At 69.1% G+C, this 21,887-nt stretch carries 25 protein-coding genes; 9 read left to right on the top strand and 16 right to left on the bottom strand.

The genetic code is table 11. From position 1 onward, the window contains the following. The first annotated feature begins 2 nt into the window (after positions 1-2). The gene (locus ACQI46_RS21015; protein WP_427095969.1) at positions 3-368 is read left to right on the top strand and encodes a GntR family transcriptional regulator; all 366 of its coding nucleotides are present in this window, start codon (positions 3-5) and stop codon (positions 366-368) included. Here ACQI46_RS21015 and ACQI46_RS21010 read toward each other — a convergent pair whose 3' ends face one another. Continuing rightward, positions 369-1,205: a class I SAM-dependent methyltransferase gene (locus ACQI46_RS21010; protein WP_427095968.1), complete on the bottom strand. Its 837-nt coding sequence runs from the start codon at positions 1,203-1,205 to the stop codon at positions 369-371. Next, positions 1,206-1,742: a DUF1697 domain-containing protein gene (locus ACQI46_RS21005; protein ID WP_427095967.1), complete on the bottom strand. Its 537-nt coding sequence runs from the start codon at positions 1,740-1,742 to the stop codon at positions 1,206-1,208. It abuts the gene before it with no gap. A gap of 43 nt (positions 1,743-1,785) precedes the next feature. Here ACQI46_RS21005 and ACQI46_RS21000 point away from each other — a divergent pair, with 43 nt between their 5' ends. Beyond that, complete coding sequence (locus ACQI46_RS21000; protein WP_427095966.1) at positions 1,786-2,229, top strand: PPOX class F420-dependent oxidoreductase; 444 nt, start codon at positions 1,786-1,788, stop codon at positions 2,227-2,229. Positions 2,230-2,274: 45 nt separating this feature from the next. Next, on the top strand, positions 2,275-2,463 hold the full coding sequence (locus tag ACQI46_RS20995) for a DUF5302 domain-containing protein (RefSeq protein ID WP_427095965.1): 189 nt from the start codon (positions 2,275-2,277) through the stop codon (positions 2,461-2,463). Between the two features lie 15 nt (positions 2,464-2,478). Here ACQI46_RS20995 and ACQI46_RS20990 read toward each other — a convergent pair whose 3' ends face one another. The 9 genes from ACQI46_RS20990 to ACQI46_RS20950 all read right to left on the bottom strand — a co-directional run bounded on the left by ACQI46_RS20990 (position 2,479) and on the right by ACQI46_RS20950 (position 10,962). After that, positions 2,479-3,645 carry an MFS transporter gene (locus ACQI46_RS20990; RefSeq protein WP_427095998.1) on the bottom strand — a complete coding sequence of 389 codons (1,167 nt, stop codon included), beginning with the start codon at positions 3,643-3,645 and terminating at the stop codon, positions 2,479-2,481. Positions 3,646-3,763: 118 nt separating this feature from the next. Continuing rightward, positions 3,764-5,344, bottom strand: coding sequence for a solute symporter family protein (locus ACQI46_RS20985; RefSeq protein ID WP_427095997.1), 1,581 nt, complete (start codon positions 5,342-5,344; stop codon positions 3,764-3,766). Positions 5,345-5,385: 41 nt separating this feature from the next. Beyond that, positions 5,386-5,736 carry a DUF485 domain-containing protein gene (locus ACQI46_RS20980; protein WP_427095964.1) on the bottom strand — a complete coding sequence of 117 codons (351 nt, stop codon included), beginning with the start codon at positions 5,734-5,736 and terminating at the stop codon, positions 5,386-5,388. A 134-nt stretch (positions 5,737-5,870) separates the two neighbouring features. Then, the gene (locus tag ACQI46_RS20975; RefSeq protein ID WP_427095963.1) at positions 5,871-7,640 is read right to left on the bottom strand and encodes a cation acetate symporter; all 1,770 of its coding nucleotides are present in this window, start codon (positions 7,638-7,640) and stop codon (positions 5,871-5,873) included. Further along, positions 7,637-8,011 (bottom strand): hypothetical protein, encoded by a 375-nt coding sequence (locus ACQI46_RS20970; protein ID WP_427095962.1) that lies wholly within the window; start codon positions 8,009-8,011, stop codon positions 7,637-7,639. The genes ACQI46_RS20975 and ACQI46_RS20970 overlap by 4 nt, the downstream gene beginning before the upstream one ends. Next, the gene (locus ACQI46_RS20965; RefSeq protein ID WP_427095961.1) at positions 8,004-8,804 is read right to left on the bottom strand and encodes a LytR/AlgR family response regulator transcription factor; all 801 of its coding nucleotides are present in this window, start codon (positions 8,802-8,804) and stop codon (positions 8,004-8,006) included. Before ACQI46_RS20965 ends, ACQI46_RS20970 begins: the two co-directional genes overlap by 8 nt. After that, the gene (locus ACQI46_RS20960; protein WP_427095960.1) at positions 8,801-10,018 is read right to left on the bottom strand and encodes a sensor histidine kinase; all 1,218 of its coding nucleotides are present in this window, start codon (positions 10,016-10,018) and stop codon (positions 8,801-8,803) included. The genes ACQI46_RS20965 and ACQI46_RS20960 overlap by 4 nt, the downstream gene beginning before the upstream one ends. Positions 10,019-10,022: 4 nt before the next feature. After that, complete coding sequence (locus ACQI46_RS20955) at positions 10,023-10,460, bottom strand: hypothetical protein (protein WP_427095959.1); 438 nt, start codon at positions 10,458-10,460, stop codon at positions 10,023-10,025. Next, positions 10,450-10,962, bottom strand: coding sequence for a pyridoxamine 5'-phosphate oxidase family protein (locus ACQI46_RS20950; protein ID WP_427095958.1), 513 nt, complete (start codon positions 10,960-10,962; stop codon positions 10,450-10,452). The genes ACQI46_RS20955 and ACQI46_RS20950 overlap by 11 nt, the downstream gene beginning before the upstream one ends. A 155-nt stretch (positions 10,963-11,117) precedes the next feature. On the opposite strand from ACQI46_RS20950, the gene ACQI46_RS20945 reads away from it, so the two are divergent. Further along, positions 11,118-11,693 (top strand): HhH-GPD-type base excision DNA repair protein, encoded by a 576-nt coding sequence (locus ACQI46_RS20945; RefSeq protein ID WP_427095957.1) that lies wholly within the window; start codon positions 11,118-11,120, stop codon positions 11,691-11,693. Here the strand turns inward: ACQI46_RS20945 and ACQI46_RS20940 are convergent. Together ACQI46_RS20940 and ACQI46_RS20935 are read right to left on the bottom strand one after the other, a co-directional pair. Then, the gene (locus ACQI46_RS20940) at positions 11,690-12,052 is read right to left on the bottom strand and encodes a recombinase family protein (protein WP_427095956.1); all 363 of its coding nucleotides are present in this window, start codon (positions 12,050-12,052) and stop codon (positions 11,690-11,692) included. The two genes, ACQI46_RS20945 and ACQI46_RS20940, sit on opposite strands and share 4 nt — an antisense overlap. Positions 12,053-12,083: 31 nt before the next feature. Then, a complete protein-coding gene (locus ACQI46_RS20935; protein WP_427095955.1) occupies positions 12,084-12,743 on the bottom strand; it encodes a nitroreductase family protein in 660 nt (219 codons plus the stop codon). Positions 12,744-12,793: 50 nt separating this feature from the next. Here ACQI46_RS20935 and ACQI46_RS20930 point away from each other — a divergent pair, with 50 nt between their 5' ends. Beyond that, positions 12,794-12,940 carry a DUF1059 domain-containing protein gene (locus ACQI46_RS20930; protein WP_427095954.1) on the top strand — a complete coding sequence of 49 codons (147 nt, stop codon included), beginning with the start codon at positions 12,794-12,796 and terminating at the stop codon, positions 12,938-12,940. Between the two features lie 142 nt (positions 12,941-13,082). On the opposite strand, the gene ACQI46_RS20925 is transcribed toward ACQI46_RS20930, so the two are convergent. Both ACQI46_RS20925 and ACQI46_RS20920 read right to left on the bottom strand, forming a co-directional pair. Then, positions 13,083-14,060: a hypothetical protein gene (locus ACQI46_RS20925; RefSeq protein ID WP_427095953.1), complete on the bottom strand. Its 978-nt coding sequence runs from the start codon at positions 14,058-14,060 to the stop codon at positions 13,083-13,085. A 56-nt stretch (positions 14,061-14,116) separates the two neighbouring features. Continuing rightward, complete coding sequence (locus ACQI46_RS20920) at positions 14,117-14,755, bottom strand: hypothetical protein (RefSeq protein WP_427095952.1); 639 nt, start codon at positions 14,753-14,755, stop codon at positions 14,117-14,119. Between the two features lie 100 nt (positions 14,756-14,855). Between ACQI46_RS20920 and ACQI46_RS20915 the strand changes: the two genes are divergently transcribed. Further along, positions 14,856-16,145 carry a mannosyltransferase gene (locus ACQI46_RS20915; protein WP_427095951.1) on the top strand — a complete coding sequence of 430 codons (1,290 nt, stop codon included), beginning with the start codon at positions 14,856-14,858 and terminating at the stop codon, positions 16,143-16,145. On the opposite strand, the gene ACQI46_RS20910 is transcribed toward ACQI46_RS20915, so the two are convergent. After that, positions 16,093-16,374, bottom strand: a complete 282-nt coding sequence (locus ACQI46_RS20910) for a 4a-hydroxytetrahydrobiopterin dehydratase (protein WP_427095950.1) — start codon at positions 16,372-16,374, stop codon at positions 16,093-16,095. The two genes, ACQI46_RS20915 and ACQI46_RS20910, sit on opposite strands and share 53 nt — an antisense overlap. 26 nt (positions 16,375-16,400) lie before the next feature. On the opposite strand from ACQI46_RS20910, the gene ACQI46_RS20905 reads away from it, so the two are divergent. The 3 genes from ACQI46_RS20905 (at position 16,401) to ACQI46_RS20895 (ending at position 21,877) form a co-directional block, all read left to right on the top strand. Then, the gene (locus ACQI46_RS20905; RefSeq protein ID WP_427095949.1) at positions 16,401-16,823 is read left to right on the top strand and encodes a (deoxy)nucleoside triphosphate pyrophosphohydrolase; all 423 of its coding nucleotides are present in this window, start codon (positions 16,401-16,403) and stop codon (positions 16,821-16,823) included. Positions 16,824-17,000: 177 nt separating this feature from the next. Beyond that, positions 17,001-18,179: a nitrate/nitrite transporter gene (locus ACQI46_RS20900; protein ID WP_427095996.1), complete on the top strand. Its 1,179-nt coding sequence runs from the start codon at positions 17,001-17,003 to the stop codon at positions 18,177-18,179. Further along, the gene (locus tag ACQI46_RS20895; protein ID WP_427095948.1) at positions 18,176-21,877 is read left to right on the top strand and encodes a nitrate reductase subunit alpha; all 3,702 of its coding nucleotides are present in this window, start codon (positions 18,176-18,178) and stop codon (positions 21,875-21,877) included. The genes ACQI46_RS20900 and ACQI46_RS20895 overlap by 4 nt, the downstream gene beginning before the upstream one ends. Positions 21,878-21,887: the final 10 nt, after the last annotated feature.

Here is a 21,887-nt window from a genome sequence, read left to right as displayed (position 1 = left end):
ACGTGTCCGAATTGGGGGATTGGGTACGCGTCGATGCGGACGGCGCCAGGCCGCTGTTCGACCAGTTGCGCTTGCAGATCATCGAGGGGATTCGCGACGGCAAGCTCGCCGCCGGCACTCGATTGCCGACGGTCCGCGAGCTGGCGGGGCAGCTCGACCTGGCCGTCAACACGGTGGCCCGGGCGTACCGGGAGTTGGAGGCGGCCGGACTCCTGGAGACCAGGGGCCGGTTCGGCACGTACGTGGCGCGGTCGGACCCGGCCGACGCCGCGATGGCCACCGCGGCCCACACCTACGTGTCCGCGGCGCGGGCTCTCGGCGTCGACAAAGGGGAAGCGTTGCGCTACGTGGAAATCGCGTTCGGCTGATCAGCCGAACTCGAGCAGCAGCGTCAGCGGGCGGACCGAGTCGAGCAGCGGCACCCGCTGCACCGCCCAGATCAGCGAGTTGAGCACGCGGCCGCGGGCCCGCTCGATCGGCAGGTCGTGCACCGCGCGCACTCCCTCGACGGTGTGCACCAGGTCGGCGGCCTCGGCCACCGACAGCGTGAACGGCATCGGCGGCACCCGGTAGCGTCGCGACGTGCGCATCCCGCGGCGGGCCAGCGGAGCGAATGCCGACGGGGGCAGATCGAACATCATCTGTCCGCCCGGGAACCGTTGCGCGCACGCGCGGATCAGCGCCATCGCGTCGGCCGGCTGCAGGTACATCAAGAGGCCCTCGGCAGTGATGAACACGCCGTCGGCCGGGTCGACCCGGTCCATCCAGCTGAAGTCCAGTGCCGACTGTGCGCACATCTGCACCCGGTCCGAGGGCGGAAGTAGCTTGCGGCGCAACTCGATCATCGGGGGCAGGTCGACGGTCAACCAGCGGAAGTCATGGCCCACATCCGGTCCCGGGCCGCCCGCGTCGATCCGGTGGAAGCTGGTCTGCAGACCCTCGGCCAGCGACACGACCGTCGCCTTCGGGTGGTCGACGAGGTAACGACGGGTGTACTTGTCGAACAGCCTGGCGCGCACCGCCATGTCCTGACGGCGGGTGAAGCCGAACTTGCCGAAGTCGTAGTCGATGGACTCGACCAGTTGCACGGCCATGGGGTCGTCGAGCAGGCCGTCCGGCCGCGCGGCCTCGGTGGCGCGCACCTTCAGCGTCATCAATGCCGTCTCGGGTACCCCGGTCAGGTCGACGGCGTGTTTGTCGGTCATCTAGCCCTTCTTCGTGGTGAGCAGCACCTTGTCCACGGTGCGCAGATTGCGGGTGGTTGTCGAGGACTTGTAACGCGTCTTACCCATTGTCCTGCCCATCACGCTGTCCAGCGTCGACGCGCGCGGCACCTGCCAGTACACGACCCCGTGCCCGCGCTGGATCTTCTCGGCGGGTCCCGGCTGCGCCGCCAGCGCCGCCAGCTCGTCCAGCACGTCGTCGTCGCTGACGAATGTGACGTAGGAGTGGTGACCGTCGACCTCGCGCTCGAAGGGATAGCCCGCCGAGATCGCGGCGACGGTCTCGATGTCGTACACCAGAACCCAAGCCGGATAACCGAATTCGTCACGCAACGCCTGCTCGGTGGCGGCGCGGACCGCCGCCGTGGTCAGCGGGCTGTCGAGGAGCACGTTGCCGCTGGCCAGAATCGTCGTCACGTGCTCGAACCCGGCACGCTCGAGTGTGCGCGCCACATCGGCCATCTTCAGGTTGACGCCGCCGACGTTGACGCCACGCAGAAACCCCGCGTACCTCGTCATCTGTTCGATCATCCCAGACCGTGGGCAGACGTACGCTCGAGTCATGACGCGCGATGTGTTCGACGACAAGCTGTTGGCGCTGATTGCCGGTAACTCGCTCGGCGTGCTCGCCACGCTCAAACGCGACGGGCGCCCCCAGTTGTCGAACGTGTCCTACCACTTCGATGCCCGCGCGCTGACCATCTCGGTGTCGATCACCGAACCCCGCGCCAAGACCCGCAACCTGCGCCGCGATCCGCGCGCAGCCATCCACGTCAGCTCCGACGACGGCTGGGCTTACGCCGTGGCCGAGGGGGACGCTGTGCTCACCCCGCCGGCCGCGGCTCCCGACGACGACACCGTCGAGGCGCTCGTCGCGCTCTACCGCAACCTCGCCGGTGAACATCCGGACTGGGCGGACTACCGCCGCGCCATGGTCGACGACCGCAGGGTCCTGATGACGCTGCCGATCTCGCATGTCTACGGCCTGCCGCCGGGAATGCGCTGACCGGGTCCCGCCCCCGAAGGCGGCGCGTCGGATTAGGCTGCCCGCATGGCATCCAAGGAGCAGCCCGCACAACCGTCGGACGACGACGACACCAAACGCCGGTTCCGCGAAGCACTGCAACGGAAGAACGCCAAGTCGGCTGGTGGCTCGGGTCGCGCGGGCGGGCCCGCGCCGCAGTCGCGCGCCCATGGCCCGGTGGAGAACCGTCGCGAATTCCGCCGCAAGAGCGGCTGATCGAGGCGACGCCGCTCAGGACGCGGACGCAGCGAGGGCCGGTGTGCGCCGGCGCAGCCGGATCGCGAGCAGGCAGCCGGCGGCCAGCGCCGCCACCGCGACCGCGAACACCACACCCGCGGTGCGCAGGCCCCATGCCTCGGCGGCCAGTCCTTCACCGATCACCGGCAGCGAGATCGCCACGTAGGCCACCACGAAATACGCGGAGCTGACCTCGGCGCGCCGTCCGGCCGGTGTGTGTTCGCTGACCGCGGCCAGCCCGCGGCTGAAGCTGATGCCCTGGCCGGCACCGGACACCACCGCGGCCGCGATCAGTCCCCACAGCGACGAGAAATACAGCGCCGCAGCAAGAATCAGCATGCCCAGGATCAGGATGGCGCAGCCTGCGGCGATCGCTCGCCGCGGTTCGACGGCTCGGGCCGCGATCTGTGCGACGGCCGAGGCCGCGAAGATGGAGCACACGATGACACCGGCGAGGGCGTGGTTGCTGATTCCCACCACGTCGGCCAGGAACGACGGCGCGACTGCGGTGAACAGGCCGCTGACCGCGAACCCGGCGAAGGCGGCCAGCGCCGCCACCACGAACGCCGGCCGAGCCTGCGCCGGTACCGCCGGCCGCTGCATCCCGAGGCGACCGGTGCGGGGTGAGGTCTCGGGCGCCACGAGGACCGCGATCGCAGCTGCCGCGGCGAGCGCCAGATGCACGACGAAACTGAGGTCGAGTGGACGCGGCGCGTACTGGACGAGGATGCCCGCCAGTAGCGGTCCGGCGCCCAGGCCGCCGATGTTGGCGACGGTGGCGACCGCGGGGGCGCGGGTCCGCCAGGCCGGAGGTGCAGCCTCGATGACGGCCGCGGTGGCCGTGCCGGTGAAGACCCCGGCCGAGAGCCCGGACAACACCCGACCGATCAGCAGTTCGGTGATGGAGTCGGCCAACAGGAACACCACGGCACTGCCGAGCGCGAAGCCGATTCCGGCCAGCAGCACCGGCCGCCGCCCGATCGCATCCGACCATCGACCCATCACCACCAGTGCGAACAGCACGCCGCCGGCGTAGCTGGAGTAGATCGCCGTCGTGGTCACCACATCGAAGTCGAGGTCGGCGGCGAACAGCGCATACATCGGAGTCGGCAGCGTGGTGCCGGTCATGGCGGCGGCGAAGGCGTAGGCCAGCAGGATCATCGGGTAGCGGCGCACACTGAACCCTATCTCCCGCGGCACTCCCGGTTGTTCCGCGGAATCAGCGTTCCGCGTGCGGATGTCACGAAAACCGCACGCGGAACGCAATTCCTGGACGAGGTCAGTGCGAGACGGCCTTCTCGGCACCGATGCCGGTCAGCGAACGCACCTCCATCTCGGCGGCCACGGCCGGATCTTCGTCGTCGGGCGACGTCAGGGTCCCGATGATGCCGAGAAGGAACGCCAGCGGGATGGACACGATGCCCGGATTCGCCAGCGGGAACCAGGCGAAGTCCACGCTCTTGATCATCGAGGTCGCAGTGCCCGACACCGCCGGGGAGAACACGATCAACACGATGGTCGAGAGCAGGCCGCCGTACATGCTCCACAACGCGCCGCGAGTGTTGAACCGCCGCCAGTACAGCGAGAAGAGGATGGTCGGCAGGTTGGCTGCCGCGGCCACCGCGAATGCGAGCGCCACCAGGAACGCGACGTTCTGCTCGCGGGCCAGGATGCCCAGGCCGATCGCGAGCGTGCCCAGTACCACGGCCGTGATCCGCGAGATCTTGACCTGCTGCGCCTCGGAGACGTTGTCGTTCTTCAACACGCTGGCGTAGATGTCGTGCGCGAACGACGCCGACGCGGTGATGGTCAGCCCCGCCACGACCGCCAGGATCGTCGCGAACGCCACGGCCGAGATGACGCCGAGCAGGATCACCCCACCCAGCTCGAAGGCCAGCAGTGGCGCCGCCGAGTTCACGCCGCCGGGCGCGGAGAGGATGCGGTCGGGTCCGACCAGCGCGCCCGCGCCGTAGCCGAGCACCAGCGTGAACAGGTAGAAGGCGCCGATCAGCGCGATCGCCCACACCACGCTGCGCCGCGCCTCTTTCGCGGTGGGCACGGTGTAGAAGCGCATCAGCACGTGCGGCAGGCCGGCGGTGCCGAGCACCAGCGCCAGAGCCAGGGAGATGAAGTTGATCTGGGTGGTCAGCGAGACGCCGTACTGCGCGCCTGGGGCCAACACGTCACGGGCGGCGACCTTTTCGTCGGCGCTGCCACTGATCATCGACTGTGCCGCCCCGAGCATCTCGGAGAAGTTGAACCCGAACTTGGCCAGCACCATCACCGTCATGATGCCGGCGCCGCCGATCAGCAGGACCGCCTTGATGATCTGCACCCAGGTGGTGCCTTTCATGCCGCCGACGAGGACGTAGACGATCATCAGCACGCCGACGACCGCGATCACGAGCGACTGGCCGATGCCGCTTTCGATGTTGAGCAGCAGCGCGACCAGCACACCGGCACCGGCCATCTGCGCCAGCAGGTAGAACAACGACACGGCGAGCGTGTTGGTGGCCGCCGCCATCCGTACGGGGCGCTGCTTGAGCCGGAAGCTCAGCACGTCGGCCATCGTGAATTTACCTGTGTTGCGCAGCAATTCGGCGACCAGCAGCAGGGCGACCAGCCACGCGACCAGGAAGCCGATCGAGTAGAGGAACCCGTCGTAGCCATAGACCGCGATGGCGCCGGCGATGCCGAGGAAGCTGGCCGCGGACAGGTAGTCGCCGCTGATGGCGATGCCGTTCTGGGGACCGGTGAATGCGCGGCCGGCGGTGAAGAACTCGGTGGCGGTGGCGTTCTTCTTGCTGGCCTTGATGACGATGTAGAGCGTCACCAGCACGAACAGCGCGAAGATCGACATGTTGGCGACGGGATTGCCGGTGGTCTCGGCGGCATACAGGGTCACTGTGCGTGTCCTTCGAGTTCGGCGCGCAGCGCGGCGGCGCGCGGGTCGATCACCTTGTTCGCGAAGCGCACGTAGATGGCGGTGATGCCGAAGGTGGTGACGAACTGACCGATGCCGATCAGCAGGCCGACGTTGATGTTGCCCCACACCTGAATCGCCATGAAGTCGTGCGCGAAAGCGCCGAGCAGCACGTAGGTCGTGTACCAGATGAGGAACGCTGCGCTCATCGGGAACACGAACCGGCGCAGTCGCTGCCGGAGGTCCTGGAACTCGGGACTGGCTTGCACTTCGAGATATCGTTCGCCGCTGATCGTTTCCGGGCGAATCGGAAGATCTGTCTCGGACACCTGTGGTCACGCTCCTGACTGCTGTGGTCTATGTGAGGGGCACCGGCATGAAAACTAACTGAGATGCAGATCACATACCCGCTGGCAGCCGCCCTGACACGGTGAGGCCCGAGTGCAGTGCGGTGAGCGGTCGGTCAGCGACGACGAACGGTGCGCGGCGCGCTCTCCTGGGGAAGGCGCTCGACGCCCATGCCGAAGTGTTCGGGGACGTGCATGCGGGCGAAGGTCTGCGCGACGTCGGCCGGGACCGCGCGGCGGGTGGCCCGGCTGACGACGATCATGGTCGCGAAGGCCAGCGGCACACTCAGCGCCGCGGGGTAGCCGACCAGGACCGCGGGCCATCCGTTGCCGACAGCCTCGTCGATGCCACCGAGCACCGCGACGGTGACCGCGCCACCGGACAGCAGGCCGCCCACCGCGAGACCCGCGATCGCGCCCGCGGCGGTCAGTCCACGCCACCAGATGCCCAGAACCAGCAGGGGACACAGTGTCGACGCCGCGACCGCGAAGGCCAGGCCGACACTTCGCGACAACTCCAGCCCGCCGGATGCGCTGAGCGCCAACGGTATCGGCAGCAGTCCGCCGATGACGGCCGCCAGCCGGAAGTCCCTGATCCGTCCGCGCAGCACATCGGTGGCCAGCGCCCCGGCGAAGCTGACCACCAGACCCGACGACGTTGCCAGGAACGCCGCGATGGCCCCGGCCGCGACCAGTGCCCCCAGCAGCTGCCCGGCCGGTCCGGCGATGACCGAACCGGGCGCCAGCAGCACCGCGGCGTCGGCGTTGCCGGTGATCAGCAGCTGCGGCACATACAGCCGGGAGAACACGCCGAGCAGCGTCGGGAACAGGTAGAACAGCGACAGCAGTGCGATCACCGCCAGCGCGGTGCGGCGCGCCGCGCGCCCGTCGGGGTTGGTGTAGAACCGCACCAGCACGTGGGGCAGCCCCATGGTGCCCAGAAACGTCGCGACGATGATCGAGAACACCTGGAACAGCGGGTGGGGGCCGCCCAGTCCGCGGCCGGACGCGATCCATTCGGTGCCGGTGTGCGGTGCGCCGGCGACCACCGGTGTCGCCGCCCCCGCAGCCAGTTCGAGCGTGCTGCCTGCGCCGAGCAGGTGCTCGCCGGGTGCGCCGATCGAGGCATTGTGCACGTCGCGTCCGTCCAGGCTGCCGGTGACGGAGACGCCGGCGGGCGCACCGACCTGCACCAGGACATCGGTCTCGATCGTCACGGTGGTCTGCGCGGGCACTGTCGGCGGCAGGGGCCCACCGAGTTCGCCGTCGCGGTCGGCGAAGAACAGCCCCGTCAACGCGAGCGCGGGAACGGCCACCGCGGTGAGCTTGAGCCAGTACTGGAATGCCTGCACGAATGTGATCGAACGCATCCCGCCGGCCACCACGTTGGTGATGACGATGACGCCGACCGCCAGCGGACCCACCCACAGGGGCAGGCCCAGCAGCGTCTTGAGTGCCAGACCCGCACCCTGGTACTGCGGCACCAGATAGAAGATGCAGACGGCGACGACCACCAGCATGGCGACCTTGCGCAGACGTCGTGATCCCAGACGGAATTCGGCGAAGTCGGGCACCGTGTAGGCGCCGGACCGTCGCAGTGGCGCGGCGACCAGTAGCAACAGTCCGAGATAGCCGGCGGTGAAGCCGACCGGATACCACAGCGCGTCCGCACCGTATTTCGCGATCAGGCCGGCCACACCGAGAAACGAAGCGGCCGAGAGATATTCGCCGGACACCGCGGCGGCGTTCCACCGCGACCCGACGGTGCGCGACGCGACCAGGAAGTCGGAGGTGGTGCGCGAGAACCGCACCCCGTAGGCGCCGATCGCCACCGTGGCCACCGCGGCGGCCAGCAGTGCGGCGGCAGTCAACGGCGAACCGGTCATGGTTCGGAGTCGATGACGCCGACGAAGTCACGCTCGCTCTGTTCGGCGGCGCGCACGTAGAACCACCCCAGTCCGTAGAGCAGCGGGTACACCAGGGCGGCCAGCACGAACCAGTTCAACCGCACCCCGAACACCGTCAGCGCTGCGAGGTCGCCGAACACCGCGTTGAACACCGGGATGGCGCCGAGCAGGCACACCGCGACCGCCCCGAGGCGCAACGCGAGACCGAGCTGGGCGCGCACCAGTCCGCGCACCAGCGCGTCACCGACCACGGTCTGCTCCTGGACCTCGACGCGGGTGCGCACCATCCGTGCGCCCCGGCGGTGGGCGAGCACCACCCGTTGCCGCTGCGGTCGCTGCGGGTCAGTCACCGTGCGTCCCTTCCGGCCGCAGGTTGCGCATCGGGTTGCGCACCAGGCGATCCCGCAGTTCGCGGGACTGACGGCGGCTGACCGGGAGCTCGACGGCGGGGGAGGCGCCGTTGGCGCGCAGCCGGACCAGCATGCCGCCGTCAGCGTTGCGCAGGCCGGTCACCAGCCGCAGCGCCACCAGGTAGGACCGGTGCACCCGCTGGAATCCGTGACTGTGCCAACGGGTTTCCAGAGTGCTCAGCGGGATGCGAACCAGATGCGCTCCCGACGCGGCGTGCAGGCGCGCGTAGTCGCCTTCGGCTTCCACCCAGCCGATGCTGTCGCGCGGCACCAGGTGAGTGACGCCGCCGAGTTCGGCAGGCACCACATCGGAGTCAGGTGCGCTGTCGTTCTCGGCGTGCGGGGTCGGCGTGGCTGGGGTCGCGCGGGCGGCCAGCACGCGCCGCACCGCCTGGTCGAGGCGGTCCTCGCGGATCGGTTTGAGCAGATAGTCCACGGCGCCGACGTCGAACGCCGCGACGGCCTTGTCGTCGTGCGCGGTGACGAAGACGACCGCGGGACGGTGCGAGAAGTTGGCCAGCACCCCGGCCAACTCGATGCCGGTCAGGCCCGGCATGTTGATGTCGAGGAACACTGCGTCGATGCGGTGCTGGTTGAGTTCCCGCAGCGCCGAGGTCGCGTCTGCGGCCCGCAGCACCTGTGCGACGTCGGTGTGGCGGCCGAGCAGATACGCCAGCTCGTCGAGGGCCGGGGCCTCGTCGTCCACCGCGAGCGCCGTGAGCGGTCTGGTCACTGGCTGCCCACCCCGAATGCTCCTCCGCCGGCCCGCACCCCGGACCGGAACTTCGGCACCCGCATCACCACCTTGGTGCCCGCACCGATCGCCGTCTCGACCACCAGACCGTAGTCGTTGCCGAACGCGGCGCGCAGGCGATGGTCGACATTGGTCAGTCCGACGTGCGCCGACGAACCTTCGGCGACCGGGTCGGCCAGCGCGTCACCGGGACCGGCGCGCAACGCGTCGGGATCCATGCCGACGCCGTCGTCTTCGACGGTGATCACACAATCCGACCCTTCGTCGCGCGCGACCAGTTCGATCGATCCGCTGCCTCGACCCGCAAACCCATGGCGCACAGCATTTTCCACCAATGGTTGCAGCGCCAGGAACGGGACCACGACATTGAGCACCTCGGGCGCCACCTGCAACGTGACGCGCAGCTTGCTGCCGAAGCGGGCCCGCTCCAGCGTCAGGTAGCGGTCGATGTTGCGCAGTTCTTCGGCCAGGGTGGTGTACTGCCCGGCCGCCCGGAACGAGTAGCGGGTGAAGTCGGCGAACTCGAGGATCAACTCCCGCGCACGATCGGGGTCGGTGCGCACGAACGACGCGATGGTGTTGAGCGCGTTGTAGATGAAGTGCGGGCTGATCTGGGCGCGCAGCGCCAGCACCTCGGCGCGGTCCAGCCGGGCGCGGGACGCGTCGAGCTCGGCCAGCTCGATCTGGCCCGCCACGTACCGGGCCACCTCGCCGACCGCGCCGAGCAGCCCGGGTGCGGGGGAGCGGGTCGTGACGACCACGAGCACGCCGGGCTGATCCCCGGCCTCGGTCAATAGCGGCTGCGCGATCACCGCCGATGCGGACGTGTGCGTCATCACCCGGCGCTGCGCGGACAGTGATTCACGTGCCGCGGCACCGCACGCGTCCTGCACGCGCTCCCACAGCGGCGCTTCGTCGGGATCGCGGCCGAGCATCCGGCCGTCGGCGTCGAACAACGCGAGGCCGTCGGTGCCGGTCAGTGTGCGCAGGAACGGCGCGGCGGTCTGTGCGGAGTCGTCGTCGAGCCCCTGGCGCAGTGCGCGCGCGGCTTGCGACGCGGTGTGCAGTGCAGCGTGCACGGCGCGCTCGGTCGGGGTGGCGACCACGCGGCGGGTACGTAGTGCGAGCACCACCGCGGCGACGGCGAGCAGGCTCAGCGCCGCCGTCAGCCCGAGCGCGAGTTCACCGGGCATCGGTTCACCGGTCCTGCGTTTCCGCGCGCCGACGCAGCTCGCGGATGGTCGCCCAGTTGACCGCGGGCCGGGTCAGCCCGCGACGCTCGAGGTAGCGCTGGGCGGAGTCGTTGGCGTTCTTCAGGAACGACACCATGTGCCAGCGCGACTGCGGCGTGTACGTCTCGCTGACGAACACCCAGTTTTGTCCGCGGCGGACCAGGTGGCCTTTGACGTGGGCGGTCTGCAGGTTCCACAGCTTGTCGTCGTGTGAGTGGCACAGCAGGTTGGCCGGCCCCTCTGCGGCTGCCAGCGTCGCCGGCAGTTGCGCCGGCAGTTCGCCGGTGGCCGCGTCATAGTCGCGGGTGGGCACCCGCACGCTGATCGGGTAGCCGTGCTCGTCGACGGCGGTGAGCACCGCGTCGTCGAAAGCTCTCAGCCGCTTGGCCGCCTCAGTCCACACGGCGCACCTGCGCGAGGTCGAGTTCGATTGGCGCAGTGGTGAAGTCACGCGTCGGCCAGTACAGCGCGCGGCGGGGTGTCACGTAGATCAGCAGCCGCAGGTAGTACGACCACCAGAGGCGACGTCCGAGCCAGGTGCCCCAGAACGCACCGGCCGGTTGGCGCACCGCGAGCGTCTGCGTCAACGCCGCCAGCTCCGGGTCCGACGCCGCGTCGGTGACGATGCGATCCTCGACAATCGCGTCGCCCTGGACCAGGACGGCGCCCGGCTGGGCCACCCCGCTGCCGGTGGGCTCGGAGAACAGCAGGCTGACCTTCGGGTTACGCCGGATGTTGAAGGCCTTCTGTGGCAGCCCGATGCTGGTGGTCAACAGGAAACGGCCGTCGGGGAGCAGCCGCGGACTGACCGGCCACGTCTGCGGGGAGCCGTTGCGCGCGAGCGTGGTGAACTCGCACGTGAAGTAACCGTCGATGATCTCGACGGCCGGATTGCGCTCACTCAACGGGGCACGCGTACTTCCTGGCCGCGACAGGAGCAACCACCCGTCTCATGTCCGTCTCCTCAAGGCCATATCCACCGGTTATGGCGCCAACGATCGCACACCCGGCCGACACGGACTCCCGGAACCGAACCGACCGGTCGTCCTAGACTGGCTGCGTGGCCAAACTGCAGTTAGTCCAAGAACCGGCGGCCGACGCGCTGTTGGAGGCCAACCCCTTCGCGCTGCTCGTCGGCATGTTGCTCGATCAGCAGATCCCGATGGAGGTGGCGTTCAGCGGGCCGAAGAAACTCGCCGACCGCCTGGGTGGGTTCGATGCGGCGCTGATCGCCGACCACGACCCCGACAAGTTCGCCGAGCTGTTCGCCCAGACCCCCGCCGTGCACCGGTTCCCGGGCTCCATGGCCAAGCGGGTGCAGGCGCTGGCGCAGGTCATCGTCGACGAGTACGACGGCGACGCCGCCGCACTGTGGTCGGACGGTGCCGACGGGCCCACCGTCCTTCGCCGGCTCAAGGCGCTGCCCGGCTTCGGTGACCAGAAGGCCAAGATCTTCCTGGCCCTGCTGGGCAAGCAGTACGGCGTCACACCGGAGAACTGGCGGGCCGCGGCCGGCGACTACGGCAGGGCCGACGTGCACATGTCGATCGCCGACGTGACCGACGCCGGCTCGTTGCAGAAGGTGCGCGAGTACAAGAAGGAAGCCAAAGCGAAAGCCAAGGCGGGCAAGGCTTAATCGAGGGTCGCCAGGTCGGTCAGCACCGCGGCGACCACGCGGCCGCTGCCCGTGGCGGTGTCCACGCCGCTGCGCAGACAGCGCACGGTGATGCCGCGGGAGTCCAGATCGGCGACCGTCCGGCTGACCTCGGTCGCGGTGCGGCCGAGCTGCTGCAACGCCGCAACCACCACCACGTCGCCGGCACGCGCATAGCTCAGCAGCGCCACCAGTCCGGCCCGCAACTTGTCGGCTGAACCCGGATGCCGGTCGGTGAAGATGCGGTGGGAGTCCACACCGGCTGCGCAGAGCGCGGCGACCTGCTGGTCGAGGTCGCCGCGGCCGTTGCCGGCCATGGCGTAACCCAGCGTGGCGGTCATGGTCCCAAGGTCTCACGCCGCCGACGGCACATCACAGCGACTCGCCGTCGAACCGCTCACGGCTGGCCAACGACGACACCGGCTTGCGGGTCAGTCGCCGCACCTGACGGACCGGCTTTCCCATCGGCAGCACGGCAGCCACCGCGTAGCGGTCTGGGATGCCCAGCAGCTCCCGCACGCGCGGCTCCTCGGCCACCGCCATCGTCGTCAACACCCCGCCGAAGCCCTCGTTGCGCGCGGCCAGCAGCACGTTCCACACGAACGGGTACACCGACGCGCCGGCAACCACACCCACGCGCGGCAAGTCCTGGTCCGTCGCCGCGACTACGGACAGGTCCACGCACACCACCAGCACCACCGCGGCGTCCAACAGCGGCGCCGTCATCGCCGCGGGAACCTCGGTCGCGGCGACCTGCTCGGCAGATACGGCCATGGGTCGCAGAGGATTCCAGGGCCCCTCACCGTTGGTCTTCTGCGCCAGGTAGCGCCGGGCGCCGGGCAGGCTCAGCGCGGCCAGCGCGGCGCGGGTGGCATGGTCGCGGATGGCGATGACGTGTACGCCCTGACGGTTGCCGCCGGTCGGAGCGAACCGCGCGTGGTCGAGGATGCGGCTCAGCACCTCGTCGGGCAGAGGGTCGCCGGTGAACTGGCGAACCGCGCCGGTCGTGCGCATCACGTCGTAGATGTCCATGTTCGCGATCTTGTCTTATCTGCACGCGCGGGCTGTGCCAAAGTTAAGCCATGAAGACTCACTTGAATTGCCCATGCGGCGAAGCCATCACCGGTCAGGACGAGGACGATCTGGTGGAGAAGGCCCAGAAGCATCTGTCCGAGCAGCACCCGGGTCGCGATTACGACCGCGACGCCATCCTGTTCATGGCTTACTGACCCACCCTGACCCACCCGGAACAGCATTCCCGGTCGCGCTCGCAGGGCGAGTCACGACCGGGAATGCCACTCCGGCGCAGACTTACGGGCCCCAGACTTACGGGACCCAGACTTACGGGACCCAGACTTACGGGACCCAGACTTACGGGACGACGGTCGACCCGATGGTCGGCATGAACTGGCACTGCTTCTCGGTCGTGGTGACCTGACCGAAGATCGTCGACATGATGCTGCCCGAACCTGTGTCGGCGATGGCCGTCAGCGTCGTCGGGCCCTCGGGGTTGATGTCGGGCCGCGGCTTGAGCGTCGCGCTGCCCGACTTGCCGGTCGACAGGTTCACCCACGTCACGTTCAACGGCAGTTTCTGCTCGGCCGCCGGGCCCGGCGTGCCGATGGCGGTGAACACGTAGGCGGTCTGGCCCGGACCGGGTCCGGGCGCGGGGATCTTCGCGGGCCCGGCCACCGAGATCGCCGTGGCCAGCACGTTGCCGCCGTCGGCGAGGCAGCCGTTGCTGATCGACGGGTAGAGGAAGTCCTGCGTGACCGGGGCGTCGGGCCCGAAACCGGGAGCACCTCCCGGCGTGGCGGCGGCGACCGGCTGCCCGGGAGCAGCTGCCGGATCGGGCGCCGGGGCAGGAGCCGGTGCCGGCGGCGGCACCGGGGCCGGACCGGGCAGCGGCGCGGGACCGGGTGCGATGGCCGCCGGCGCGTGCGGCGTCGTCTCCGGCACGGGACCGACGGCGTGAGCCGGATTCACCCCGGCCGGCAGATGCGCTTCGGTGCCGGGCACCGCGCCGGTGGCGGGCACGTGGGCGACCGGCTGCACGAACTGATTGACCGCCGACGCGACGTCGCGGGACGGGCGCGGCGCCGCGGCGTCACCGGCGAACACCGCGGCAGCGGCCATCAGCATCGAAGCAGCGTTGCCCGGATCAGCCGCGGCCTGCTGGATCACCGGACCGATGCTCTGCACGGCCGGCAGGCCGGGAGCCTGCAGACCGTCGATCGGTAGCGGTGCGGCGGCGGGTTCGGCGTGCGCGCCTGCGCTCACGCCGACCGCCAGCAGAGCCATCGACGAACCCACCGCGAGTGCGGTGGTCAATTTCGTCCTGGTCGACATGATCCCCCAGTGCTGTGGTTGTAGTGGACGGTTGCGGTCGCCTGAGACGTTCCGGATCAGGGCAGCGCCGACAGCGGCGAGAACAGCTGCGCCGGGGCCGGTGCCGCAGCAGGAGCCGCCGCGGGCGCGGCCGGCGCAGTGCTGTCGGTGGGCAGCAGACCCGCCAGCGGGGTGCCGCTGGGCAGCAGCGAGGCAAGACCGCCGGGCACGCCCAGCGAGTCGGTCAGCGCGCTGAGCGGGTTCTGCGTCGGAGCGCTCGCCGGGACGGTTGTCGTGTTGCCGGCCGGCACGGTGGTGATGTTGCCGCCGGGCAGCGCGGTGGCGCCGGGCAGGACGTTGGCACCCGGCAGGACGTTGGCGCCGGGCAGGACGTTGGCCGGCTGCGGCAGCGTGATCGACGCGGTCGCCCCGGGCGCGGTCGCCGGGACGGCGGTGGTCGACGCGGTCGCGACCGGAGCGGTGGCCGAGGGGGCACTGCCCATGAGGTTCGCGAAGCCCTGGACCAGCTGGGTGGCGGCTTCCGGGTTGGCCGCGAGCTGCTGCAGGAACGGCAGACCGGGAACCTCCGGTGCCGGAGCGGGCGCAGGTGCGGGCGCCGGCTGAGCGGCGGCCGAAGCGGACAGCGCCACGGCAGCCGAAACCGCTCCTGCCGCTGCGATCATCGTGGTGGCGAACAGTTTTCGGGTGCGGTTCATGAGGTCTCCCAATTCGTCGGTGGCACGCCTGCACCCGAAGCTAGCTTGTTACTGGTGTTACTCAAGTGACATGTGTGGCATTTATTGATCCGTTACGCACATGAGCGCGGACAGTGACCGGCCGACAGGTCCACAGCCCCGGCGTCGATACAGTCGATCCATCAACACCTTCGACTCCCCGCCGGCCCCGCCGCGGTCCCGTGCGGTGGCGCGGCTACTCGCCGTGGCGCCGCTGCTGCTGGTCCTCAGCGTCGGCGCCCGGCTGGCATGGACGTACCTGGTGCCCAACGGGGCCAACTTCGTCGACCTGCACGTCTACGTCGGCGGTGCGGCCGCCCTCGGCGACCCCGGCACCCTCTACGACTTCGTCTACGCCGAACAGACGCCGGACTTCCCGCTGCCGTTCACCTATCCACCGTTCGCCGCGGTCGTGTTCTATCCACTGCACCTGCTGCCGTTCGGTCTGCTGGCCCTGCTGTGGCAGCTCGGCACGATCGCCGCGCTCTACGGCGTGGTGCGCCTGAGCCAACGTCTGATCGGGCGCGACGACCGGCGTGTCGCGTTGCTGTGGACAGCCGTCGGGATCTGGACCGAACCCCTGCGCTCCACCTTCGACTACGGCCAGATCAACGTGCTGCTGGTGCTCGCGGTGCTCTGGGCGGTGCTGAGCACCCGATGGTGGCTGTCCGGCCTGCTGGTGGGGCTGGCCGCCGGGGTCAAACTCACCCCGGCGGTGGCGGGACTCTACTTCCTGGGCGCCGGCCGCTGGCGCGCCGTGCTGTTCTCGGCTGCGGTGTTCTTCGCGACCGTCGGCGTGTCCGCTCTCGTCGTCGGCGACCAGGTGCGGGTGTACTTCACCGAGCTGCTCGGCGACGCGCATCGTGTCGGCCCGGTGGCGACGTCGTTCAACCAGTCCTGGCGCGGCGGCATCTCGCGCATCCTCGGTCACGACGCCGGCTACGGCCCGCTCGTGCTCGCCGGGATCGCGGTCACCGCGGTCCTCGCGCTGCTGGCATGGCGGGCCATCGGCGGCGCCGACGACCGGCTCGGAGCCATCGTGATCGTGGGACTGTTCGGGCTGCTGCTGTCGCCGATCTCCTGGACGCACCACTGGGTGTGGCTGATCCCGTTGATGATCTGGCTGCTGCACGGTCCGCTGCGCGAACAACTGGGCGCCCGGGTACTGGGTTGGGGGTGGCTGGTGTTGACGCTGATCGGGGTGCCCTGGTTGCTGAGCTTCGCCCAGCCGACGATCTGGACCATCCCCCGGCCCTGGTACCTCTCCTGGCCCGGACTGGCCTACGTGGTCGCTACCTTGGTGACGTTGGCCTGGATCGCTATCCGAGGAGCCCGTCGATCTCGCGAGCCATCTGCACATCCTTGTCGGTGATCCCACCCTCGGAGTGCGTCACCAGCGCGAAAGTGACGGTGCGCCAGCGAATATCGATATCGGGATGGTGATCCTGGGCTTCGGCGTGCTCAGCGACGCGCCGCACCGCCTCGATCCCGTCCAGGAACGCTGGAAACTTCACAGAGCGCCGCAGCGCACCGTCGACATGCTCCCAGCCGGTCAGCTCGGTCAGCGCGGTCGCGATCTGTTCATCGGTCAAAACAGCCATGACTTCGACGGTATACCGTGGCGGCGATGTCCTCGCCGTCCCTCGTCGTCGTCGCGGGCGCCCTGATCGAGCGGGGTGCGCTGCTGGTGGCGCAGCGTGCCCGTCCACCGGAACTGGCCGGTCTGTGGGAGCTGCCCGGCGGAAAGGTCCACGCCGGTGAGAGCGACGCCGACGCGCTGGTGCGGGAGCTGCGCGAAGAGCTCGGTGTCACGGTGACCGTCGGCGCCCGCGTGGGTGTCGACATCGCACTGAACGCCACTGCGGTGCTGCGCGCCTACCTGGTGCAGCGGGTCGCAGGCGACGTCGCGCCGAACGACCATCGCGCGCTGGACTGGGTCGGCGCCGACGAACTCGACGCGGTGAACTGGGTCCCGGCCGACCGGGTGTGGCTGGACGATCTGCGGCGCGCGCTCGAAAGTGCTTCATCAGGCTTCGAATTGGAAACGTAGGGTTGCCACCCGGGTTGGATGTGCGGCAAAAAACCACCCCTGAAATGAGAATTTAGTTCTGCCAAGTAGTTTCGTTTTCCGAGCGTTTACGTCGAAACGGTCGCATCACCTCGTCGATGGTGTTTTGCTGGATCGGTGAGCACGGCGACAACGCCGGACACCGGCGCACGGCGGGGGATCAATCTGGCGCTGGCCACCTGGGTGTCGGCCATCAACTTCTGGGCCTGGAACATGATCGGCCCGCTGTCGACGACCTATGCCGGGGACATGTCGCTGAGCAGCGGCGAAGCGTCCATTCTGGTCGCCACGCCCATCCTGGTCGGCGCACTCGGGCGCATCGTCGTCGGGCCGTTGACCGACCGGTTCGGCGGACGCGTCATGTTCATCGCGGTCACACTGGCGTCGATCGTGCCCGTCCTGGCGGTAGGCATCGCCGGCACCTCCGGGTCCTATCCGCTGCTCGTGGTCTTCGGGTTCTTCCTCGGCATCGCCGGCACGGTTTTCGCCGTCGGTATCCCGTTCGCCAACCACTGGTATGAGCCGTCGCGCCGCGGCTTCGCCACCGGGGTGTTCGGCATGGGGATGGTCGGCACCGCGCTGTCGGCGTTTTTCACGCCGCGATTCGTCGACTGGTTCGGATTGATGACCACGCACGTGATCATCGCCGTGGCGCTGGCCGCGACCGCGCTGGCGTGTGTGGTGGTGATGCGCGACGCTCCCGACTTCCACGCCAACCACGACGCGGTCCTGCCGAAGCTCAAGGCTGCGGCCAAGCTGCCGGTCACGTGGGAGATGGCGTTTCTGTATGCCGTGGTCTTCGGTGGCTTCGTCGCGTTCAGCAATTACCTGCCCACCTACATCAAGACCATCTACGACTTCTCGGCGGTCGACGCGGGTGCGCGCACCGCCGGCTTCGCCTTGGCCGCCGTGCTGGCGCGGCCGGTCGGCGGCATGCTGGCCGACCGCATCGCTCCCAAATACGTGGTCCTCGGCTCGTTCGCCGGAACCGCCGTGACCGCCGCGATCGCGATCCTGCAGCCGCCACCGGACCTGTGGTCGGCGCTCACCTTCGTCTCGCTGGCGCTGTTCCTGGGCATCGGCACCGGTGGCGTCTTCGCCTGGGTGGCTCGGCGAGCGCCCGCGCGTTCGGTCGGATCGGTCACCGGAATCGTCGCTGCCGCAGGCGGATTGGGCGGGTACTTCCCGCCGATGGTGATGGGCGCCAGCTACGACAGTGTCGACAACGACTACACGATCGGACTGACGTTGCTGGTGATCACCGCCGTCATCGCCTTCGCCTACACCGCATGGAAACTGCACGCCCAGGAGCCGCAACGCAAGGAGGCTGCCACGTGACGAGTCCGCCCCGCACCGGGGGAGCGGTCGAAGACCTGCTCAAGCGCAGCGGCCGATTCTTCACGCCTGGTGAGTTCTCCGCCGACGGGCGCACCGTGCATCGGCGCGGCGGGCGCGAAGGCGACATCTTCTACCGCGACCGCTGGAGCCACGACAAGGTGGTGCGCTCCACCCACGGCGTGAACTGCACGGGATCGTGTTCCTGGAAGGTCTACGTCAAAGACGGGATCATCACCTGGGAGACCCAGGAGATCGACTACCCGTCCGTGGGGCCCGACCGCCCCGAATACGAGCCGCGCGGATGCCCGCGTGGCGCGGCCTTCTCGTGGTACACCTACTCGCCGACACGCGTGCGCTACCCGTATGCCCGCGGCGTGCTGGTGGAGATGTACCGCGAGGCCAAGTCCCGGCTCGGCGACCCTGTGCTGGCCTGGGCGGACATCCAAGCCGATCCGCAACGCCGTCGCCGGTACCAACAGGCCCGCGGCAGAGGCGGATTGGTGCGGGTCACCTGGGCCGAGGCGGCCGAGATGATCGCCGCCGCCCACGTACACACCATCAAGACCTACGGTCCGGACCGAGTGGCCGGCTTCTCTCCGATCCCGGCGATGTCGATGGTCAGCCACGCGGCCGGCTCACGCTTCGTGGAGCTGGTGGGCGGGGCGATGACATCGTTCTACGACTGGTACGCCGACCTGCCGGTGGCCTCGCCGCAGGTGTTCGGCGACCAGACCGACGTCCCCGAATCCGGCGACTGGTGGGACAGTTCGTATCTGGTGATGTGGGGGTCGAACGTGCCCGTCACCCGCACTCCGGACGCACACTGGATGACCGAGGTGCGCTACCGCGGCACCAAGGTGGTCAGCGTCAGTCCCGATTACGCCGACAACACCAAGTTCGCCGACGAGTGGATGCCGTGCGCCGCCGGCACCGACGGAGCGCTGGCCATGGCGATGGGCCACGTGATCCTCTCCGAATTCTTTGTGTCTCAACAGGTCCCGTTCTTCACCGACTATGTGCGCCAGTACACCGATCTGCCGTTTCTGGTCAAGCTCGAAGACCGCGACGGCGTGCTGGTGCCGAGCAAGAACCTCACCGCGGCCGACCTCGGTCACGACGTCGAGAACGCCGCGTTCAAACCGGCACTGCTCGATACGGCCACCGACACCGTCGTCGTCCCACCCGGCTCCCTGGGATTCCGGTTCGGCGACGACGGCGTCGGCAAGTGGAACCTCGACCTCGGCAACCTGTCTCCCGCACTCACCGTGGCGGTCGACGACGGAGAGACCGCGGCCATTGCCCTGCCGCGGTTCGACACCGTCGACGGACACGGCGCCACCCTCGAACGGGGTGTGCCGGTGCGCCGGGTCGGTGATCACCTGGTGTGCACCGTGTTCGACCTGATGCTGGCCCAGTACGGGGTGGCGCGGCCGGGTCTGCCGGGCGACTGGCCCACCGGCTACGACGATCCCGACCGGCCGTACACCCCGGCGTGGCAGGAATCCATCACGGGGGTGTCGGCCGCGCAGGCCATCCGCGTCGCCCGCGAATTCGCCCGCAACGCCGAAGAATCCGGCGGCCGTTCGATGATCATCATGGGTGCCGGGATCTGCCAGTGGTTCCACGGCGACGCCACCTACCGGGCGGTGCTGGCGATGCTCATCCTGACCGGGTCGATGGGCCGCAACGGCGGCGGCTGGGCGCACTACGTCGGCCAGGAGAAATGCCGCCCGGCCACCGGGTGGTCGACCATGGCGATGGCCAACGACTGGGTGCGCCCGCCCCGGCAGATGCCGGGCACCTCGTATTGGTACGTGCACACCGACCAGTGGCGGTACGACGGCTACCGCGCCGACGCGTTGGCCAGCCCGTTGGGCCGCGGCCGGTTCGCCGGCAAGCACACGATGGACGTGCTGGCCGCGTCGGCGGCGATGGGATGGATGCCGTTCTACCCGCAGTTCGACCGTTCCAGCCTCGACGTCGCCGACGAAGCCCGCGCCGCGGGCCGGGAGATTCCGGAGTACGTCGCCGAACAGTTGGCCTCGGGCGCACTGAAGATGGCGATCACCGACCCGGACAACCCGGCCAACTGGCCGCGGGTGCTCAACGTGTGGCGCGCCAACCTGCTGGGATCGTCGAGCAAGGGCAACGAGTACTTCCTGCGGCACCTGCTGGGGACCAATTCGAACCTGCAAGCCACCCCCACCGAGGAGTCGTTGCGCCCCAACGACATCGAGTGGCGGCTGGACGACCACGGCGGCATCCCGGAAGGAAAACTCGACCTGCTGATGTCAATCGACTTCCGGATGACGTCGACGACCCTGCTCTCCGACGTCGTGCTCCCGGCCGCCACCTGGTACGAGAAAGCGGACCTGAACACCACCGACATGCACCCCTACGTGCACGCGTTCACCGCGGCGATCGATCCGCCGTGGGAGACCCGGTCGGATTTCGAGGCGTTTCGGGCCATCGCGATCGCTTTCTCGGCGCTGGCCAGGAAACACCTCGGAACCCGCACCGACGTCGTGCTCAGCGCACTGCAGCACGATACCCCCGCGGCCATGGCCTACCCCGCTGGTACGCAACGAGACTGGCGCGTCAGCGGCGAGACCCCGGTGCCGGGCAAGAGCATGGGTCCCCTCGCGGTGGTGGAGCGCGACTACACCGCGATCGCCGACAAGTGGGCGACGCTGGGACCGCTGGTCGAACGCCTCGGGCTGCAGACCAAAGGCATCACCACCCATCCCGACAAGGAAGTCGACGAACTCGCCGCGAAGTTCGGTGTGCTGAGCTCCGGGCCCGCGGCGGGACGACCGGCGATCACGACCGCGGAACGCATGGCCGACGTGATCCTGGCGTTGTCGGGCACCTCCAACGGACGGTTGGCGGTCGAAGGGTTCGAGCAGCTGGCACGCCGTACGGGACGTTCCATGACGCATCTGGCCGGCGGCAGTGAGGAACGCCGAATCACCTACGCCGACACTCAGGCCCGCCCGGTACCGGTGATCACCAGCCCGGAGTGGTCGGGCAGCGAGACCGGCGGCCGTCGCTACGCCCCGTTCACGGTCAACATCGAGGAGCTCAAGCCGTTCCACACGCTGACCGGGCGCATGCACTTCTACCTCGATCACGACTGGCTCGAAGAGCTCGGGGAGCAACTGCCGATCTACCGGCCGCCGCTGGACATCCACCGTCTGTTCGGCGAGCCGGAACTGGGCAGTGCGGACGCCGGCGGTGTGGGACTGACGGTGCGGTACCTGACCCCGCACTCGAAGTGGTCGATCCACTCCGAATACCAGGACAACCTGTTCATGCTGTCCCTGTCCCGCGGGGGCCCCACGATGTGGATGAGCCCTGCCGACGCGGCGAAAATCGCGGTGCGCGACAACGACTGGGTCGAAGCGGTCAACCGCAACGGCGTGCTGGTGTGTCGCGCCATCGTCAGCCACCGGATGCCCGAAGGGGTGGTGTACGTCTACCACGCCCAGGAACGCGTCATCGACGTGCCGCTGTCCGAGACCACCGGAAAGCGGGGCGGCATCCACAACTCGTTGACGCGATTGCTGGTCAAGCCCAGCCATCTCGCGGGGGGTTACGCGCAGACGGCGTTCGCGTTCAACTACCTGGGCCCCACCGGGAACCAGCGCGACGAGGTCACCGTGGTTCGCCGCCGCTCACAGGAGGTCGTCTACCAGTGATGCCGAACGA

This window comes from Mycobacterium sp. SMC-4 (assembly GCF_050205565.1).
Lineage (GTDB): Bacteria > Actinomycetota > Actinomycetes > Mycobacteriales > Mycobacteriaceae > Mycobacterium.
The sequence above is the reverse complement of the archived record's forward strand: the minus strand, read 5'-3'. Positions and strand labels throughout refer to the sequence as shown.